At 70.2% G+C, this 17994-nt stretch carries 16 protein-coding genes and 1 pseudogene; 10 read left to right on the top strand and 7 right to left on the bottom strand.

Going from position 1 to position 17994, the window contains the following annotated elements:
- The first annotated feature begins 124 nt into the window (after positions 1-124).
- The 3 genes from JWN21_RS06495 to pbpC all read left to right on the top strand — a co-directional run bounded on the left by JWN21_RS06495 (position 125) and on the right by pbpC (position 9070).
- Positions 125-868: a TIGR02186 family protein gene (locus tag JWN21_RS06495; protein ID WP_299647455.1), complete on the top strand. Its 744-nt coding sequence runs from the start codon at positions 125-127 to the stop codon at positions 866-868.
- A gap of 77 nt (positions 869-945) precedes the next feature.
- The gene (locus JWN21_RS06490) at positions 946-6717 is read left to right on the top strand and encodes an alpha-2-macroglobulin (RefSeq protein WP_299647453.1); all 5772 of its coding nucleotides are present in this window, start codon (positions 946-948) and stop codon (positions 6715-6717) included.
- Positions 6718-6949: 232 nt separating this feature from the next.
- Positions 6950-9070, top strand: a complete 2121-nt coding sequence (gene pbpC, locus JWN21_RS06485; protein WP_299647451.1) for a penicillin-binding protein 1C — start codon at positions 6950-6952, stop codon at positions 9068-9070.
- Between the two features lie 75 nt (positions 9071-9145).
- On the opposite strand, the gene JWN21_RS06480 is transcribed toward pbpC, so the two are convergent.
- On the bottom strand, positions 9146-9631 hold the full coding sequence (locus tag JWN21_RS06480; RefSeq protein ID WP_299647449.1) for an outer membrane protein assembly factor BamE: 486 nt from the start codon (positions 9629-9631) through the stop codon (positions 9146-9148).
- A gap of 99 nt (positions 9632-9730) precedes the next feature.
- Between JWN21_RS06480 and JWN21_RS06475 the strand changes: the two genes are divergently transcribed.
- The 3 genes from JWN21_RS06475 to JWN21_RS06465 are packed head-to-tail and all read left to right on the top strand — an operon-like array spanning position 9731 to position 12130.
- The gene (locus tag JWN21_RS06475) at positions 9731-10237 is read left to right on the top strand and encodes a ubiquinol-cytochrome C chaperone family protein (protein ID WP_299647447.1); all 507 of its coding nucleotides are present in this window, start codon (positions 9731-9733) and stop codon (positions 10235-10237) included.
- On the top strand, positions 10234-10764 hold the full coding sequence (locus tag JWN21_RS06470) for a YceD family protein (RefSeq protein WP_299647445.1): 531 nt from the start codon (positions 10234-10236) through the stop codon (positions 10762-10764). Before JWN21_RS06475 ends, JWN21_RS06470 begins: the two co-directional genes overlap by 4 nt.
- A 1-nt stretch (position 10765) precedes the next feature.
- The gene (locus tag JWN21_RS06465) at positions 10766-12130 is read left to right on the top strand and encodes a cytochrome P450 (RefSeq protein WP_299647443.1); all 1365 of its coding nucleotides are present in this window, start codon (positions 10766-10768) and stop codon (positions 12128-12130) included.
- Between the two features lie 160 nt (positions 12131-12290).
- On the opposite strand, the gene JWN21_RS06460 is transcribed toward JWN21_RS06465, so the two are convergent.
- On the bottom strand, positions 12291-13364 hold the full coding sequence (locus tag JWN21_RS06460) for an alkene reductase (RefSeq protein ID WP_299647441.1): 1074 nt from the start codon (positions 13362-13364) through the stop codon (positions 12291-12293).
- Positions 13365-13437: 73 nt separating this feature from the next.
- Here JWN21_RS06460 and JWN21_RS06455 point away from each other — a divergent pair, with 73 nt between their 5' ends.
- A complete protein-coding gene (locus JWN21_RS06455; protein ID WP_299647439.1) occupies positions 13438-14349 on the top strand; it encodes a DMT family transporter in 912 nt (303 codons plus the stop codon).
- Positions 14350-14550: 201 nt separating this feature from the next.
- On the top strand, positions 14551-15201 hold the full coding sequence (locus JWN21_RS06450; RefSeq protein WP_299647437.1) for a COQ9 family protein: 651 nt from the start codon (positions 14551-14553) through the stop codon (positions 15199-15201).
- Here the strand turns inward: JWN21_RS06450 and JWN21_RS06445 are convergent.
- The 3 genes from JWN21_RS06445 to JWN21_RS06435 all read right to left on the bottom strand — a co-directional run bounded on the left by JWN21_RS06445 (position 15186) and on the right by JWN21_RS06435 (position 17022).
- Positions 15186-15668 carry a GNAT family N-acetyltransferase gene (locus JWN21_RS06445; protein ID WP_299647435.1) on the bottom strand — a complete coding sequence of 161 codons (483 nt, stop codon included), beginning with the start codon at positions 15666-15668 and terminating at the stop codon, positions 15186-15188. The two genes, JWN21_RS06450 and JWN21_RS06445, sit on opposite strands and share 16 nt — an antisense overlap.
- Positions 15669-15739: 71 nt before the next feature.
- Complete coding sequence (locus tag JWN21_RS06440) at positions 15740-16075, bottom strand: zf-TFIIB domain-containing protein (RefSeq protein WP_299647433.1); 336 nt, start codon at positions 16073-16075, stop codon at positions 15740-15742.
- Between the two features lie 140 nt (positions 16076-16215).
- Entirely contained in the window at positions 16216-17022 is an 807-nt protein-coding gene (locus tag JWN21_RS06435) for a hypothetical protein (RefSeq protein WP_299647431.1), read from the bottom strand.
- Between the two features lie 65 nt (positions 17023-17087).
- Between JWN21_RS06435 and JWN21_RS06430 the strand changes: the two genes are divergently transcribed.
- Positions 17088-17330: a DUF3253 domain-containing protein gene (locus tag JWN21_RS06430; protein ID WP_299647429.1), complete on the top strand. Its 243-nt coding sequence runs from the start codon at positions 17088-17090 to the stop codon at positions 17328-17330.
- Here JWN21_RS06430 and JWN21_RS13965 read toward each other — a convergent pair.
- Together JWN21_RS13965 and JWN21_RS13960 are read right to left on the bottom strand one after the other, a co-directional pair.
- Positions 17315-17518: a VOC family protein gene (locus JWN21_RS13965; RefSeq protein WP_367182918.1), complete on the bottom strand. Its 204-nt coding sequence runs from the start codon at positions 17516-17518 to the stop codon at positions 17315-17317. The genes JWN21_RS06430 and JWN21_RS13965 overlap by 16 nt on opposite strands.
- Positions 17519-17684: 166 nt before the next feature.
- Positions 17685-17777 (bottom strand): annotated as a pseudogene (locus tag JWN21_RS13960) (VOC family protein); the annotation flags it as partial.
- 34 nt (positions 17778-17811) lie between these two features.
- Here JWN21_RS13960 and JWN21_RS06420 point away from each other — a divergent pair.
- On the top strand, positions 17812-17994 hold a 183-nt coding region (locus tag JWN21_RS06420), incomplete at its 3' end, for a type II toxin-antitoxin system Phd/YefM family antitoxin (protein ID WP_299647425.1).

The raw sequence follows: 17994 nt of genomic DNA, 5'->3' as shown, positions 1-17994 counted from the left end.
GCGGTGGTCGTGCTGCTGATCGGCGGGCGCATCCTGCTTGGGCTGGTGTGGCGACCGCAGGAGATCTTCTCGGTCGAGGCGGCATGAGGGCGGCGGGGTGATCCGCCTGCTGGCACTGCTGCCGATGCTGTTGCTGACGGCGCAGGCGCGGCCGAGCGACAAACCCGTGCTGGTGCCCGACGTGTCGCAACGGTCCGTGCGCATCCTGTACAGCTTCACCGGCGCCGAACTGCTGCTGTTCGGCGCGATCGTCTATCCGCGCGGGCGACCCGTCGGACCCGACAAGCCGGTCGACATCGTCGTCGTGGTCAAGGGGCCGACGGAGTCCGTGCTGGTGCGCGAGAAGGAGCGGTTCGCCGGTATCTGGATCAATGCCGAACGGCTACGCTACCGGTCTGCGCCATCCTTTTACGCCATCGCCTCCTCGCGTCCCATCGATCAGCTGGTCGATGAACGCACGCGCGCGATCTATGAACTCGGACTCGACTCGTTACAGCTGTCGCCTGCCTCCTCCGCGCCATCGGAGCAACAGGCCGTTTTTCAGCGCGGGCTGGTTGCCCTAAAGCAACGCGCCGGCCTGTATTTCGCCGATCCCCAAGCCGTCGAGATCACCGACGGCGTCCTGTATCGCGCCCGCCTCGTGATGCCCGCGCGCGTGCCCGTGGGCCGGTTCACCGCCGAGACTTTCCTGATCCGCGATGGGCGCGTGCTGGCGGCTGCGGTACGACCGATCGATATCCAGAAAGCCGGTTTCGAGCGGTTCGTCGCACGCGCCGCCGAGCGCTCGTCGGTCCTGTACGGGCTAACCGTGGTGGCGTTGTCGCTGGTTCTGGGTTGGGCCGCGGCGTCGGCGGCACGACGGCTCTGATTGCGACGAACCGAACAGTCGATGCGCTGGATCACGCCAGCCTGCCCGCGTAGCATCGGTGGATCGGGGAGACGGGCATGCGGCGGGCGTGGCGGATGGCGGTCCTGGCGCTTTCATTGGTGCCCGTCGCGGCGTTCGGCGACAACAGTCCGCGGGTGGCGTTCGCGCAGCCGCGGATCGGTAACGGCGCGATCGAACGCTTCACCGTCCGGTTCAGCCAGGCGATGGTGCCGCTGGGCGACCCGCGCGCCCGCGCGCCATTGTCGACGGGTTGCGCAGGTCTGGGCCGGTGGGTCGACCAGCAGACCTGGGTATTCGAGTTCGCCGCGCCGCTCGCGGGCGGCGCGCAGTGCAAGTTCGACGCCGCCGCCGGGACTCGCAGCGTCGCGGGCTATGATCTGGCCGGGCAGACCAGCTTCACCGTCGACGCGGGCGGGCCGGTCGCGCGCGCGGTGCTGCCTGGCGGCGACGGCGAGTCGGTCGAGGAAGATCAGACGTTCCTGGTGGCGGCCAACATGGCGCCGACCCGCGCCACGGTCGCCGCGCATGCCTATTGCGCGGTGGACGGCATCGGCGAGAAGATCCCGGTCGAGCTGCTCGCGCCCGACCTGCCGCGTACGCTGATCGGCGCGATGGGCACCGACCGGTATCAGGTGCGCAGCTTCCTCGAGAATGGTGGCATGCCGTCCGAGCTGCCTGCAGCAGCCGCCGATCGGAAGAAGATGCTGAGCAACGTCGTGGCGCTGAAGTGTCAGCGTCCGCTGCCACCGGGCCGCGACGTGTCGCTGGTCTGGGGTGCGCAGATTGCCGGTGGCGGCAAGGTCGCGGGCGCAGATCAACGCTTCGACTACACGGTGCGCAAGCCGTTCGCGGCGCGCTTCGAGTGTTCGCGCGTCAATGCCGCCGCAGGCTGTTCGCCGGTCGAGAAGGCGTATGTCCGCTTTTCCGCGCCGATTGCGATGAGCGCCGCGCGCCAGATCGCCATCGCCACGGCGGATGGCGTCCAGATCAAGCCGATCTTCTCCAAGGATGAAGAAAAGTCCGCGACAATCAGCGATGTGGCGTTCGCCGCGCCGCTGCCGTTCGGCACCGCCGCGACCCTGACGCTGCCCGCCGATGTGAAGGACGAGAGCGGCCGCGCGCTGACCAACGCGAGCCGCTTTCCCTTGGCAGTGAAGTTCGATCAGGCACCGCCGCTGGTGAAGTTTGCCGCCGGCTTCGGCATCCTCGAAGCCACGCAGGGCGGCGTGCTCCCCGTCACGGTGCGCAACGTCGAGCCGGCGCTGCAGGGCCGTAACCTGGCCGTCCCCGGCCGCACGCTGCGGGTCGAGGGATCGGACGGCAAGGTCGCCGAGTGGCTGCGGGCGGTGACCAAGGCGGGTGAGGACAAGGTCGAGGACGTAATGAACGGCGACGAGGTCGTCCGTCGCATCAACCATACCGGCGACACGTCGATCCTCCCGGCCGGCGAAGGCACGGCGATGCAGGTCGGGTTGCCGGGCAAGGGACGTGACTTCGAGGTCGTGGGTATCCCGCTCAAACAGCCCGGCTTCTACGTCGTCGAACTGGCGAGCCCGCAACTCGGGCGCGCGTTGCTGGGTCGCGATGCGCCGCGTTACGTCGCGGCCGCGGCGCTGGTCACCAACATGGCGGTCCATTTTAAATGGGGACGCGAGCGCTCGCTCGCTTGGGTGACGTCGCTCGACACCGGCAAGCCGGTCGCGAACGCGCAGGTGCGGATCACCGACAGCTGCACCGGAGCGATGCTGGCGCAGGGTGTCACCGACCGCTCCGGCGGCGCGTTCGTCCGCGGCGGCATTCCGGAGCCAGCGACCTACGGCTATTGCGAGGGAGACACCCATCCGCTGATGGTCTCCGCGCGCGCGGGCGACGATTACTCGTTCACGCTGACCAGCTGGGGCAACGGCATCCAGCCTTATGATTTCGACCTGCCCTATGGCTATTCCGCGCCGGGCGAGACGCTGCATACCGTGTTCGACCGAGCGCTAGTGCGGCAGGGCGAGACGATCAACATGAAGCACCTGCTGCGCCAGCAGGTCGGCAGCGGGTTCCGCATACCCGGCGCGCTGACGGGCGTGCTGAAGCTGTCGCATCGTGGCTCCGACATGATTTTCGAGCAGCCGCTGCGGATCGCGAACGGGGTCGGCGAAACGCGCTGGGCGGTGCCCGCCGGTGCGCCGATGGGCGATTACGACCTGTCGGTCGACGGCGTCGGAACACGCTCGATCAGCGTCACGCAATCGTTCCGGGTCGACGAATACAAGCTGCCGACAATGCGGGCGACGGTGACCGGGCCGAAGGAGGCAGCGGTGCGCCCCAGACAGCTGCCGCTGGACCTGTTCGTCGGCTATCTGTCGGGCGGCGGCGCGGGCAATCTGCCGGTCGACCTGCGCGTCGGCTGGTTCGCGCACGAGAACGCGCCCGAGGGGTACGAGAGCTATACGTTCGGCGGCCAGCCAGTGGTCGAAGGGACTAGGCCGCTCGACGGCGATGGCGAGGACAGCGCGAGCCCCCTGCCGCCGACGCAGACCTTGCCGCTGACGCTTAGCGGCGACGGCACGGGGCGGCAGACGGTGGAGGTGCCCGCGCTCGATCGGCTTGCCGACATGCGGATCGAAATGGATTACCAGGACGCGAACGGCGAGACGCTGACCGCGAGCCGTGTCGTTCCGATCTTCCCTGCCGCGGTGCAGCTGGGGATGAAGACCGATGGCTGGCTGATGAAGCAGGACGATCTGCGCCTGCGACTGGTGGCACTCGACACGGCGGGCAAGCCGCTGAAGGGGCAGCGGGTCGAGGTGGCGGTGTACAGCCGCCAGGTGCTGACCGCGCGGCGGCGGCTGATCGGCGGCTTTTATTCCTATGACAACCAGATGAAGACGGCGAAGCTGGACGCAAGTTGTGCCGCGACTACGGACGCGCAGGGTCTTGCAAGTTGCGATCTGGATCCCGGCGTGTCGGGCGAGGTTTATGCCGTAGCTACCGCCACAGATGCGGATGGGAACACCACGCGCAGCGTCCGCTCGGTGTGGCTGGCGGGCGACGACGAGTGGTGGTTCGGCGGCGACAACGGCGACCGGATGGACGTCGTGCCCGAACAGACCAGCTACAAGGCGGGCGAGACCGCACGCTTTCAGGTGCGCATGCCGTTCCGCCGGGCGACCGCGCTGGTGACGGTCGAGCGCGAGGGCGTGTTGAGCAGCTTCGTCACCGAGCTGTCGGGGACCGATCCGGTGGTCGAGGTGCCGATGCCGGGATCGTACGCGCCAGACGTGTTCGTGTCGGTGCTGGCGGTGCGGGGGCGGATCGAGGCGGGGTGGTTCGACTGGGTGCGGTCGCTGGGCGAGACGCTGGGGCTGATGCGCAAGGCCGAGCCCGCCGCGGCACCGACCGCGCTCGTCGACCTCGCCAAGCCCGCCTATCGGCTGGGGATCGCCAAGGTGAAGGTGGGCTGGGACGCGCGAACGCTGCAGGTCGCGGTCAAGGCGGACGCCGAGCGCTATGGCCCGCGCGCGACGGCCAACACGACCATCGAGGTGCGCGGGCCCGACGGCAAGCCGGCGCGCAGCGCGGACGTGGCGTTCGCGGCGGTCGATCAGGCGCTGCTGCAGCTGATGCCCAATCCGAGCTGGGACGTGCTGACGGCGATGATGGGCGAGCGCCCGCTGTCGGTGCTCACCTCGACCGCGCAGATGCAGGTGGTCGGCAAGCGTCATTATGGTCGCAAGGCGGTGGAGGCGGGCGGCGGCGGCGGTGCCGATCAGGCGGCGCTCAACCGCGAGAACTTCCAGCCGGTGCTATTGTGGCGCGGGAGGGTGGCGCTGAACGCGAATGGACAGGCGCGCGTCGCGGTGCCGCTGTCGGATGCGCTGTCGTCATTCAAGCTGGTGGCGATCGCCACCGATGGCGCGGATCGGTTCGGGACCGGCGAGACAAGCATCCGCACCGCGCAGGATCTGCAATTGTTCGCGGGCCTGCCGCCGCTGGTGCGCGAAGGCGATCGGTTCGCGGCCGGCTTCACGCTGCGCAACGGATCGTCGCGGCCAATGACCGTCACGGCTACGGTCGACCTGCAGCCGCGCATCGCCGCCGGGCGGCCGTTGACGGTGACCGTGCCGCCCAATGGCGCGGTGCCCGTGGCGTGGAACCTGACCGCGCCTGCGAACCTGCCGCAACTTCGCTGGCAAGTGTCGGCGCGCTCGACGGACGGCAAGGCCGCCGACCGGCTCACCGTAACCCAGGATGTCGTGCCGGCCGTGCCGGTGGAGACGTGGGCGGCGGCGCTGGCGCGGGTCGGCGACACGTCGATGCCGATCGCGCCGCCCGCGGGCTTCATCCCGGGGCGAGGCTCGGTCGACATCCACTTGTCCGACACGCTGGCCCCGCCGCTGACGGGCGTGCGCGCGTTCATGGCGGCGTACCCGTGGAATTGCCTGGAACAACAGCTGTCGCGCGCCGTCGCGCTGGGCGACACGGCCGCCTGGAACAGCCTGGCCGGCGCGTTGCCGACCTATCAGGCCTCCGACGGGCTGCTGCGCTTTTTCCCGAGCGCGACACTGGCGCCCTCGGAAGCGCTGACGGCCTATGTGCTGACGATGACCGCGGAGGCAGGGCTGCCGATCCCCGACGCGACGCGCACGCGCATGGTGGAGGGGCTGAAGGCGGTGATCGATGGCCGGGTGCGGCAAGAGACCTATGGCGACATCCGCGTCCGCCGACTGGTCGCGTTCAACGCGCTCGCGCGGGCAGGTGCGGCGACGCCGGCGATGATGGGGCAGATCGGCCTCACCACCCGCGAGATGCCGACCGCGTTCCTCGCCGACTATCTGCTGGCGCTCGATCGGCTCCAGCTCGCCAACGCGGCCGCGCTCAAGGCCGACGCGCAGGACCAGCTGCGCAGCCGACTGGTGTTCGAGGGCACACGGCTGGACCTGTCGGACGCGGCCAACAGCTATTGGTGGATGATGTCGTCGGGCGACGAGGCGGCCGCGAAGCTGGTGCTGGCGACGCTGGGCCGGCCGGGGTGGCAGGATGATGCCGGGCGGATGATGCTGGGGCTGGCGATGCGGCAGCAGAAGGGCCGCTGGGACTTGACCACGGCGAACGCCTGGGGGGCGTTGGCGGTGGGCAAGTTCGCGCGGTTGTATCCGGCGACGGCAGTAACGGGAACGACCGGTCTGACGCTGGGAGGCCGGACGATCGAGCGTGGCTGGCCGCTGGGCGAGGCGCAGCGCGCCGTGTCGTTCCCGCTGCCGTCCGCGCCGACCCCACTGTTGCTGCGGCAGGCTGGTGGCACGGGGCCGTGGGCCACCGTGTCGGTCAAGGCGGCAGTGCCGCTCACCCGGCCGCTGTTCGCCGGCTACCGGATGGGGCGGCAGGTCACGGTGGTGCAGCGGCGCCATCCCGACCGATGGACGCGCGGCGACGTGATGCGCGTGACGCTGACCGTGGATGCGTCGGCGGAGCGCAACTGGGTGGCGCTCAACGATCCCATTCCGGCCGGGGCCAGCATCGTCGGCGATCTGGGCGGCCAGTCGCGGCTGTTGCGCGAAGGCGAGGACCGGCCCGGCGAGAGCGCAAACGTGCTGATCGACGGCAAGCCGTACGTCGTCCAGTCGGGCGCGCAGCCGGCCTATGTCGAGCGCGCGCGCGACAGCTGGCGCGGCTTCTTCGCCTGGGTGCCGGCGGGGCGGTTCGTGGTGTCCTACACGCTCAGGCTCAACAATCCGGGCCGATACAGCCTGCCGCCTAGCCGGGTGGAGGCGATGTATTCGCCAGCCGTGCGGGCGCATGTGCCGAATGGGGCGGTGGAGATCGGGGATCGGTGAGGTGATTCCTCTACCGATCTGCGAGAAGCTCCTCCCCGGCGGACACCGGGGCCCAGTCGGCCGTGCCGGCAATGGAGAGACACGCTGGGTGGTAAGTGGCCGTTCCTGGGTGAACGTCGGCTTTGGGTCCTGGATGCGTAACGTGGCAGCGGCGACGGCTGAACGGCGCGGCCGACTGGGCCCCGGCTTCCGCCGGGGACGGGGTCGCGGCGGGACTGGCTCGCTGCTCGCTATGACGGCCTTTGCAGCCCTCGTTGCTCTCGCCCTCCTCACCGCCCCGCCTTCCCTGCCCTCTTACCCGCAAGCCCGGTCCGCCTGGTCACCATCCGAATCCTGGCTTTACGACCGCCACGGCGCCTTGATCGACTCGGCGCGCGTCGACTTCGGCCAGCGGCGGCTTGCCTGGACGCCGCTCGATCGGATCGCGCCGGTGGTGGGCGAGGTGGTGATCGCCGCGGAGGACCGGCGTTTCCGTGCGCAGGGTGGAGTCGACTGGCTCGCGACCGGCAGCGCCGCGCGCGAGCGGTTGGCGGGGCGGCCCAGTCGGGGCGCGAGCACGGTATCGATGCAGGTCGCGGGCTATCTGGCCCCCGAGCTCGCGCGACCGGGCGCGCGTGGCTGGTTCGACAAGCTGCGGCAGATGCGCGCCGCCTGGGCGCTGGAGCGGAGATGGTCGAAGGATCAGATCCTGGAGGCGTACCTCAACCTCGCGGGTTTTCGCGGCGAGGCGCAGGGGATCGGTGCGGCGGCGTTGGGATTGTTCGGCAAGACGCCCGCGAGCCTGAGCCGCGACGATGCGCTGCTGCTCGCGGCGCTGTTGCCCGACCCGCAGGCAGGCGCGGACCGGGTCGCGCGGCGTGCGTGCGTCCTGTCCCGTACGTCCCGAGCGACATCGAGGGACGGTGTCTCGTCTTCGGTCGACAGGAACGGGTGTGAAAGATGGCCGGCGCTCGCGGCATCGATGCTCGGCCCTGCCCGGTCCTTGCAGCTCGATCCCGGGCTTGCGCCGCACCTCGCCGACCGGCTGTTGACGAAGCCGGCGCTGCGGGTCCGCACGACGCTGGATGCAGGTGTGCAGCGGCTCGCGGCCGAGGCGCTGCGCAAGCAGTTGCTGGGGCTGGGCGGGACACGCGCGCGCGATGGTGCGGTGGTGGTGGTGGACAATGTCTCGGGCGACGTGCTCGCCTATGTCGGCGGGGTCGGTGACGCGTCGACCGCGCCGGCCGTCGACAACGCACACAGCTATCGTCAGGCGGGGTCGACGCTGAAGCCGTTCCTGTTCGCAGCAGCGATCGAGCGTGGCTATCTGACGCCCGCGTCGATCCTGGACGACTCGCCGGTGCAGCTCGACACCGCGTCGGGGCTGTACGTGCCGCAGAATTACGATCGCGGCTTCAAGGGGCCGGTATCGGCGCGCACGGCGCTGGCGGGGTCGCTCAACGTACCCGCCGTGCGCACCCTGCTGCTGGTCGGCGTCGAGCCGTTCCGCGACCGGCTATGGGACATCGGCTATCGCGGGTTGGTCGAGGACGGCGCCTATTACGGCTTCAGCCTGGCGCTGGGGTCGGCGGAGGTGACGCTGCTGGAACAGGTCGCCGCCTATCGCGCGCTGGCGAATGGCGGTCGCTGGTCACCACTGCGGCTGACGGCAGGTGACCCGCGCGCGGCCCCACGGGCGGTCACCACGCCGGCCGCCGCGTGGCTGGTCGGCGACATCATCGCGGACCCGAATGCGCGGGCGGCGACGTTCGGGCTCGACTCGGCGCTGCGGCTGCCATTCTGGGCGGCGGTCAAGACGGGCACGTCCAAGGGTATGCGCGACAATTGGTGCATCGGCTACACGCGCCGCTTCACCGTCGGCGTGTGGGTCGGCAACGCACAAGGCGACCCGATGCGCGCGGTGTCGGGGACCAGCGGCGCCGCGCCGGTGTGGCGCGACATCGTCATCGCGCTGGAGGCGGGCCGGTCACCCGCCTCACCACCGCCGCCCGTGGGAGTCGAAGCGCGGCGGATCGCGTTTGCCGATGCGATCGAGCAGCCCCGGCGCGAGTGGTTCCTGCACGGCACGGGGCAGACGGTGATCGCCGCCGCGCCCGCGCAGGCGCATCGCCCGCGCTTCGTCAATCCCGTTGCGGGCAGCGTCTATGCGCTCGATCCCGATGTGCCGCACGACCGTCAGCGGCTCGCCGTCGCGGTCAAGGGCGCGGCCGGGCACCGGGTTATGCTGGACCGCCGCGATCTCGGCTCGGCCGGTGCCACGCCGCAGATCGTGCCGGTGCCGGGCCGGCACCAGCTGGCGCTGGTGGATGTCGGCGGGCGGGTGGTGGATCGGGTGATATTTACGGTCAGGTAGAGTCCGGTCCACCCGAGAAATAGCCCCTCCCCGTGGAGGGGGGATTTCAGCAGGGTGTGACCATCTTCTGCCGCCCTACGGCCGACCCGCCCCGCTCGCCGCCCCACCGGAACCCGGCGCGCCGACGGTGCCGATGTTGCCGAACAGATCCTCGAAGAAGCCGCGCTTCTTGCCTAGCGTCGGCGTCGTCTTGCCCCACGGATCGATCGCGGCGATCTGATCCTTGGTGCCGCGGCGGATCGTCGTCACCGTGCCGGCCTGATCGAAGCTGATCTGCAGGGTGATCTGCTGCGAGGCGCGCGGGGTGCGGAAGGCATAGCTCGACGTATCGCGGGCGAGGTAGAACCAGTCTCCTCCCCCGGGCGCTCCCGCGAACTGGCTGGTGAAGGTCGGCTTGCCCAGCGTCTGTTGCACCGATGCGCGGTTGTCGACGCCGGGCTGCACCGAGTTCACCAGATCGGCGTCGATGATATAGCCCTGATGCGCGCGGACGGGCACACAGGCGCTGGCGAGCGCGAGCGCAGGAACGGCAAGCGCCAGGCGGGCGATGATCGAGGACATAAGCTAAACTCCGGACGCTTGCGGGCACGCGGCCCGGCTGGCAACGCGAGACCGCCAGCGCAAATACGCGACGCGGGCTGAACGGGCAAGGACACGAGCGTGGGCTGGCTGGACCGATTGCTGAACAGACGCCGCGAAGAGGCGCTGCCGCTGTACGAGGCGGTGGTCGCGCGGGCGCGGGCGCCGCACTGGTATCTGGACGGGGCGGTGCCCGACACGACCGACGGCCGCTTCGACATGGTGGTCGCGGTGCTGGCGACGGTGCTGCTGCGGCTGGAACAGGACCCCGCGGGTGCGCTCGCTTCGGCGCAGGTGACCGAGCGCTTCGTCGACGACATGGACGCGCAGCTGCGGCAGGCGGGGATCGGCGACATCGTCGTCGGCAAACGGATCGGCAAGATGATGGCGATGCTGGGCGGGCGGCTGGGCGCGTACCGCGACGGCTGGGCGGCGGGCGACATCCGCCCGGCGCTGAGCCGCAATCTGTATCGCGAGGAGCTGACCGAGGCACAGGCGCTGGAGCACGTCGCGGCCGAGCTGGCTGGCCTGCGTCAGTCGCTGGCCGCGCTGTCGACCGCCGACGTCGCGGCGGGACGGCTCGCGTGACGCCCGAATTCAGCCGGACCGAGCGCGTCGACCAGATCGGCGTGGCCGAGCGCACGGTGGCGATTGCCGCCGACCCCGGCGAGCGGGCCGCGCTGGCGACGCGGTTCGCCCTGATTTCGCTGGACCGGCTGGAGGCCCGGTTCGCGGTGCGCGGCGAGGCGGGCGCGGTGATCGCGACGGGACGGGTCCGGGGTGAGGTGACGCAGGCCTGCGCGGCGACGGGCGAGCCGCTGCCGGTCAGCATCGACGAGGCGGTGAGCCTGCGCTTCGTCGCCGACCCGCTCGCCGGCGAGGAGGAGGTGGAGCTGTCCGCCGATGCGATGGACACCTTGCCGATCGAGAATGGCCTGATCGATCTGGGCGAGGCCGCGGCGGAGACGCTCGCGCTCGCACTCGATCCGTTCGCGCGCGTGCCCGACGCCGACGCGATCCTGGCCGCCGCCGGGGTGATCGGCGAGGATCAGGTGGTAAGCGAACGGGGAGCGTTCGCCGGGCTGGCGGAGCTCAGGAAGAAGCTGGAGGGATAAGATGGCACTCGCCCATACCTATGCGGCCAACCCGCATTGGGTCCCGCGCCCGGCGAAGGACGCGCTCGATGCGCTGCCCGGCGAGGATGGCTGGCCCGTCCTTGGCAACACGCTGACCATGCTGCGCGATCCGAAGGCGTTTGGTGATGCGATGATCGCCAAACATGGCCCGGTGTACCGCAACCACGCCTTTGGCAGCCGCACGGTGATGCTGATGGGTGCGGATGCAAACGAGCTGGTGCTGATGGACCGCGACAAGCTGTTCTCGTCCGAACAGGGCTGGGGACCGCTGCTCAACCTGCTGTTCCCGCGCGGGCTGATGCTGATGGACTTCGACCATCACCGCTCCGAGCGCCGCGTGCTGGGCGTGGCGTTCAAGCCGGAGCCGATGCGCCATTATGCGCAGCGGCTGGATCAGGGGATCGCGCGGGCAGTCGCGGATTGGACGGGCCAACGCGAGTTCCGCTTCTACGACGCCGTCAAGCAGCTGAGCCTCGATCTCGCCGCAGACTGTTTCCTGGGCATGGAGCTGGGGGCGGAGGCGGCAAAGGTGAATCAGGCGTTCGTCGACGAGGTGCAGGCATCGGTCGCGCCGGTGCGGCGGCCGTGGCCCGGCACGCTGATGAAGAAGGGCGTCGAGGGCCGCCGTTATCTGGTCGACCTGTTCGAGCGCGAGGTTCCGAAGCGACGGGAGGCGGGCGGGCAGGACTTCTTCTCGCATTTCTGCCGCGCCACCGACGAGGCGGGCGAGCCGCTGTCGGGGACGGCGATCGCGGATCACATGAACTTCCTGATGATGGCCGCACATGACACGATCACCTCATCGGCGACGTCGATGGTCATGCTGCTCGGCCGTAACCCGGAGTGGCAGGAGCGGCTCGCCGGGGAGGTGGCGGCGCTGGGCGGCGACTATCCCGACCAGCTCGACCGGCTGGTGGAGACCGAATGGGCGTTCAAGGAAGCGCTTCGCATGGTGCCGCCCGTGCCGTCGCTGCCGCGTCGTGCACTGCGCGACTTCGAGTTCGGCGGGTATCGCATTCCGGCCGGGAGTCAGGTGGGGGTCAGCGTCGGGATGACGCATCATTCGACCGATTACTGGCAGGAACCCGACCGCTTCGACCCGCTGCGCTTCACGCCCGAGGCGTCGCGGGGGCGGCACCGCTTTGCGTGGGTGCCGTTCGGCGGCGGCGCGCACATGTGCCTGGGGCTGCACTTCGCGACCATGCAGATCCGGCTGCTGATGGCGCATCTGCTGAAGGAGCACCGGATCGAACTGGCGGAGGGATCGGGGGAGAAGTGGCAGTGGTTTCCCATTCCCCGGCCAAAGGACGGGCTGCCGTTGCGGTTGGTGCGGGCGGGTCAGTAGGAAAGCGCGCGACACATGGCCCCTCCCCGGCGGTCGCCGGGGTCCAGTCCGCGGCGCGGGTAAGCAGCGCCCAGCCGGCTAAGCTGGGTCCGCTTCCGGCGCGGCCGACTGGGCCCCGGCTTCCGCCGGGGAGGAGCAGAGAATTACTCAGGAAGCGCTATTACGCCGGCAGCTTTTCCAGGGCGGGATAATCCGTATAGCCCTCCGGTCCCGCGCTGTACCAGGTGCGCATGTCGTCCTTCTGCAGCGCGGCACCGGTACGGAAGCGTTCCACCAGATCGGGATTGGCGATGAAGGCCCGGCCCCAGGCGATCGCGTCGGCGCGACCTTCCGCCACATCCGCGGCGCCGGCGTCGAAGCTGTAGTCCTGATTGAGCACCAGCGGGCCGCTGAACGCCTCGCGGATCTGAGGGCTGAGCTTGGGAACGTCGGTCTTGCCGAAGGTGCCGTCGGGGGCCTGTTCACGCAGCTCCAAGAAGGCGATGCCGAGATCGTCCAGCGCGCGGGCGGCGGGGATGAAGACCGATGCGGGGCTGGAGTCGTCCGCGCCCTGCGTCTCGCCGTTGGGCGACAGGCGGATGCTCGTGCGCCCGGCACCGATTGCGTCCACCACGCGCGCGACCGCCTCGCGCATGAAGCGGATGCGGTTCTCCGGGCTGCCGCCATAATCGTCGTCGCGATGGTTGGTGCCGTCGCGCAGGAACTGGTCAATCAGATAGCCGTTCGCCCCGTGCAGCTGCACGCCGTCGAAGCCGGCGCGGATCGCATTGGTCGCGGCCTGGGCATATTCATCCTGTGCCTGGGCGATGTCGTCGAGCGTCGCGGCCCGCGCCTCCGCATAGGGGTTTTCAGGCTTGTGATAGGGCGCGCGCGTCACCGATGACGACAGCGGCGTCAGGCGCGTGACGTCTGGCCGCGCGAGCCGACCCATGTGCCAGATCTGCGCGACGATCCTGCCGCCCGCCTCGTGCACCGCCGCTGTCACCGGCTTCCACGCCTCCACCTGCGCGTCGGTCCACAGGCCCGGCGCGTTCGGCCAGCCGAGCCCCTGCCGACTGACGCCGGTGCCCTCGGTGATGATGAGTCCGGCCGAGGCGCGCTGGCGGTAATAGTCGATCATCAGCTCGGTCGGGACATGATCCGCGGTTGCGCGGGCGCGCGTGAGCGGCGCCATGACGATGCGGTTGGCGGCGTCGATGTCGCCGAACTGGATGGGATCGAACAGGCTGGGCATGGAGTGCTCCGAGGCTAGGGTTCTTGAGGGGGCTGGGGGTGTCGGCTCGAAAGATAGGGCGCTAGGGGGCGACATGCACGCGGACGCGCCGACAAGAAATGCTGCGGCGCGAAGAAGCGCGGATGGGGGGCGAAGCGGTACCACCCTGCCCTTCCTGGCGCTGGTGATCGCCAATATCGCGCTGGCGTTCGGCCCGTTGTTCGTGCGGCTGGCGGATACCGGCCCCGTGGCGTCGGGCTTCTGGCGGCTGGCGCTGGGCGCGCCGTTCATCGCCGTGCTGGCGTTGGGGGGCGGCGCGCGGCCGACGCGGCTGCCGGGCGGGTTGTGGTGGGCGCTAGGTGGCGCGGGCGTGGCGTTCGCGGCCGATCTTGCGAGCTGGCATCTGGGCATCCTGCGCACGACGCTCGCCAATGCGACGTTGTTCGGCAATTCGGCGACCTTCATCTTCCCGATCTATGGCTTTCTGGTCGCACGCGCCTGGCCGACGCGGGGACAGGGCGTGGCGCTTGCGCTCGCGGTGGCGGGAGCGGCGCTGTTAATGGGGCGGTCGTACCAGCTCGACGCCGCCAACCTGATCGGCGACCTGCTGTGCCTGCTCGCAGGGGTACTGTATGCCGTCTACTTCGTGCTGATGGCACGGGCGCGCGACAGCATGGGGGCGCTGCCGGCGCTGGCGCTGTCGACAGCCGCGAGCCTGCCGCCGATCCTGCTGTTCGCGCTGGCCCTGGGCGAGCGGATCGTGCCGCAGGACTGGGGGCCGCTGATCGCGCTGGCGCTGGTCAGCCAGGTGCTGGGGCAGGGCTGCATGATCTTTGCGCTGGGTCGGCTGTCGCCGCTGGTGGTGGGGCTGGCACTGTTGATCCAGCCGATCGTGGCGGCGGCGATCGGGTGGCTGGTCTATGCCGAGCGGCTGGGCGCGGCCGAGCTGATCGGCGGGGGGCTGATCGCGGCGGCGCTGGTGCTGGTGCGAAGGGGCAAGGCCTGACCTCTCGCGCGTCCATAGCCGCCATACTCCTTCCCCGGCGCAAGCCGGGGCCCGGATGCGCTCATCCGACGACGCCCGCTCCCTCTGCCCGGCGCGGCCGGCCGGCCCCCGGCTTCCGCCTGGGAAGGAGTCGCGGACATGACGGACCCGCCAGTTGCGCGAGGCTTGCGCGTGTCTCATGTTATGTGGCGAGGAGCCACGATGAACGACGACCTGACGCTCGACGAGCTGCGCGACCGGCTCGCGCCCGAGATCGCCGCCAACGCTGCCTTTGACGGCTGGAGCGACGAGGCGGTGACGATGGCCGCCGAAGCAAACGGCGTCGATCCGGGCGTGGCGAGGCTCGCCTTTCCCGGCGGTGCGGTCGACATGATCGATGCGTGGTTCGCGAGCATCGACCGCGCGATGGGGGGTGCGCTGCCGCCCGAGACGCTGGCGGCGATGAAGGTGCGCGCGCGGATCGCCGGCTTGGTCGAGGCGCGGCTGGCGGTGGCGGCACCCGACCGCGAGGCGCTGCGCCGGGCGGTGGCCGTACTCGCGCTGCCACAGAACCTGGCGCGAGCGGCGCGGCTGGGGTGGCGCACGGTCGACACGATCTGGCGCGCGGCCGGGGACACCGCGGTCGACTATAATCACTACACCAAGCGCGCCATCCTGCTGGGGGTGTACGGCGCGACCGTGGCGGTGTTCCTGGACGACGAGAGTGAGGGCCATGCGGACACGCGTGCGTTCCTGGCGCGGCGGATCGACGGGATCATGGCGTTCGAGAAGACCAAGGCACAGATGCTGCGCACCGACCGGCTGCCCAGCCTGTCGCGGTTCATCGGCCGGCTACGCTATCCCGCCGTCTGAAGCCGCCAGCGCATCGCCACGTCGCAGCGCGCGTACACCGCGCCGCGCGCGGCCATGACGTCGGCGTCGTGCTGGAAGCCGGCCTGCTCGTAGAGGTGGATCGCGGCGGCGCAGCGGCGGTTGGTGAGGAGGTAGAGCGGCGCGGCGTGCAGCGACGTCGACCGTTCGATCAGCGCCGTCAGCAGCGCGCGCCCGACGCCCCGACCCTGCGCGGCGTCGGTCACCCCCATCTTGGTCAGTTCCACTCCGCCCCGGCCATCCGGCATCAGCGCGCCGGTGCCGACCACGCCTTGATCGGGCAGCTCCGCCATCAGGATAACGCCACCGCGATCGAGGATGTTCGCCTGTGGGTTGCCCAGCACGGCTTCGTCATGTGGTTCGAGCCGGAACAACGATCCGATCCAAGCGGCGTTGATCGCGTGAAAGGCGATGGCGTCCGCGCCGGTAAAGTCGCGGATCGTGACCACGCCAAAGCTCTAGCAGCCTGCCTGCCGCGCGCAACCGAGCACCCGAGCACGCGAGCACGCGGGAGCACCGATCAGTCGAACAGGTCCTCGAGAAAGCTCTTCTTGCGCTTGCCGTGATAGGGCTTCTGGTAGCCGCCATGCTGCTGATAGCCCCCCTGCGGCGGGTAGTTCGGCTGCGGCGGATAGGCGGGCTGCGCGCCCCAGGGCTGCTGCTGGGGTGGGGGCGCTTGCGGCGCGGGCTGCGGCGTGGGCGCAGCGGCGGGAGCGGCGGCGGCGTTGGCGCGCTCGATGATCTTGTCGAGCTCGCCGCGATCCAGCCACACGCCGCGGCAGGTGGGGCAGTAATCGATCTCGATTCCCTGCCGCTCGCTCATGGTCAGCGTCGCGCCGTCTACGGGGCAGGTCATGGGGCCGGGCATGGGCATTCTCCTAGATGCAGCAACGATGGTGGCTGAGCGATGCGGAGACAAGGGGCGGCGAAAGTTCACTGGAAGTTCCATGCCGGTTGGACGCTTCGCCAACGCCGGGGTGGAAGTTCGCCGGAAGTTCACTCCCGATCGCGCTCCACCCCCATCCGATCGTCCGTGCGCGCGTCGAGTTGGTCGCGACGGAAACGCCGCCGGCGCGCCTGCTGGTGGACATGGGCCGGCTGCTCCGGGACCCGCTCCGCCCGCCAGGGCTCCCGCTCGTCCGGCGGGTCCGCGCGCAGCCGCGCCGCTTCGTCACGCGCATCCAGGATGAGGCTCATCGGCGCATTGGGCCGCATCAGCAGCTGCGGCGCGGCGGGTGTGACGGGCGCCAGCGCCGCGACCGCGGCGGGCGTCGGCACGTCGACAGGCGGCTGCGGCTCGGCGGCGGTGCGCGCGTCCTTGTGCGCGAACCGGAAGCGATCCGGATGGTAGGCGCGCAGCAGGAAGATCGCCATGCGTGTGTTGTACTTCCAGGTCACGCCCGTGCGCACGCCGTCCGTGTCGAAGACCGGCACCTCCTCGCCGCGCGTCGCCTGCTCCATCGCGATGTCGAGCACCCGGTCGGCGGCGCGTGCCATCACGGCGCGCCAGGCGGCGTCGAAGCGCTCGCCGCCCGGTGCGTTGCGCAGCTTGTAGGCGGAGCGGACGGACAGGCCGACCTCCTGGCACGCCTGATCGACCGAGCCGGTGCAGGCAAGCGTCTCGATGAAGCGCTGCTGCGCCTCCGGCGTCCAGCCGTCCTTGCGGGGTCGCCGTGGCACGGGCCGCCATTCGAACTCCGTGGGATCGAAGCCGTTGATGTCGAGCGCCGGGGCTCGCGGAGTGTCCGGGACGGTGGCGTCGCCGGGCGCCGCCGCCGGGCTGCGGTCTGGGTTCTTCTTCATCGGAGAGCGTAAGGCACAGGACGGGGTTTGTAGGACAGGGTTTTCTGCGGGAGGCGGAGACTGGCATGCGCGCCGCGATCCTGACGCTGCTGGCGGCGCGGGGGGTGGGCAGGACGATCTGCCCGTCGGAGGCGGCGCGGCTGGTGGGCGGCGAGGCGTGGCGCGAGGCGATGCCGGGGGTGCATGCGGCGGTGACGCGCTGGTGGCGGAGGGCGCGTGCGGCTGAGCTGCAAGGGCGTGGGGTTGGCGGAGCGGGAGGGGCCTTATCGGATTGGCTCGCCTGGAGCGCTGGTCACGAAGCCGGGTGATCGGGGGCGGGCTGAATCAGGTCCCAGAGGTTGCCGTACAGGTCCTTCCACACCGCAACGCGGCCATAGGGCCGGTCGGCGGGCGGGCGGACCCACTCGACGCCAGCGGCGGTGAAGCGGGCGTGGTCGAGCGCGAAGTCGTCGGTGTGGAGGAAGAACGCGACACGGCCCCCGGTCTGGTCGCCGATCCGCGCCGCCTGCTCGGGCGTGTTGGCGCGGGCGGAGCCGCCTCAAGGTTCCGGCGATGCGCAGCATCGTTGGAAAGGCGGCGGAGGGGAGGAGGATGGTGGCGGTGTGGAGCGGCGCGTTGGGCGGGCGGATGGTGACCCAGCGTTTACCCGGTTCGGCGGTGTCCTCGACCAGTTCGAAGCCGAGCTTGCCGACGTAAAAGGCGAAGGCTTCGTCATAGTCGCGGACGAGGAGGGTGAGGTGGGCGAGGTGGGGCATTGACTATGTCCGATGTTCTGGCCAGATTGGTTGCATGCAGACTGTCAGCTACACTGAAGCGCGCGACAACCTGAAGCGGGTGATGGACAAGGCCGCGAGCGACCGCGCGCCTATCCTGATCACGCGCCAGCGTGGCGAGAACGTGGTGATGATCTCCGCCGGGGAATGGGCGGGCATGGAGGAGACGCTTCACCTGATGGCGTCACCGGCGAATGCT

This window comes from Sphingomonas bacterium (genome assembly GCF_028292945.1).
In the GTDB taxonomy this organism is placed as follows: Bacteria; Pseudomonadota; Alphaproteobacteria; order Sphingomonadales; family Sphingomonadaceae; genus Sphingomonas.
The sequence above is the reverse complement of the archived record's forward strand: the minus strand, read 5'-3'. Positions and strand labels throughout refer to the sequence as shown.

Coding starts and splice junctions, on each gene's coding strand:
- JWN21_RS06460 (WP_299647441.1), bottom strand. CDS start 13,364: ATGCCCAGCCTGTTCGATCCCATCCAGTTCGGCGACATCGACGCCGCC.
- JWN21_RS06480 (WP_299647449.1), bottom strand. CDS start 9,631: ATGTCCTCGATCATCGCCCGCCTGGCGCTTGCCGTTCCTGCGCTCGCG.
- pbpC (WP_299647451.1), top strand. CDS start 6,950: ATGACGGCCTTTGCAGCCCTCGTTGCTCTCGCCCTCCTCACCGCCCCG.
- JWN21_RS06435 (WP_299647431.1), bottom strand. CDS start 17,022: ATGAAGAAGAACCCAGACCGCAGCCCGGCGGCGGCGCCCGGCGACGCC.
- JWN21_RS06495 (WP_299647455.1), top strand. CDS start 125: ATGCTGTTGCTGACGGCGCAGGCGCGGCCGAGCGACAAACCCGTGCTG.
- JWN21_RS06465 (WP_299647443.1), top strand. CDS start 10,766: ATGGCACTCGCCCATACCTATGCGGCCAACCCGCATTGGGTCCCGCGC.
- JWN21_RS06440 (WP_299647433.1), bottom strand. CDS start 16,075: ATGACCTGCCCCGTAGACGGCGCGACGCTGACCATGAGCGAGCGGCAG.
- JWN21_RS06430 (WP_299647429.1), top strand. CDS start 17,088: ATGCGCGCCGCGATCCTGACGCTGCTGGCGGCGCGGGGGGTGGGCAGG.
- JWN21_RS06490 (WP_299647453.1), top strand. CDS start 946: ATGCGGCGGGCGTGGCGGATGGCGGTCCTGGCGCTTTCATTGGTGCCC.
- JWN21_RS06455 (WP_299647439.1), top strand. CDS start 13,438: ATGCACGCGGACGCGCCGACAAGAAATGCTGCGGCGCGAAGAAGCGCG.
- JWN21_RS06450 (WP_299647437.1), top strand. CDS start 14,551: ATGAACGACGACCTGACGCTCGACGAGCTGCGCGACCGGCTCGCGCCC.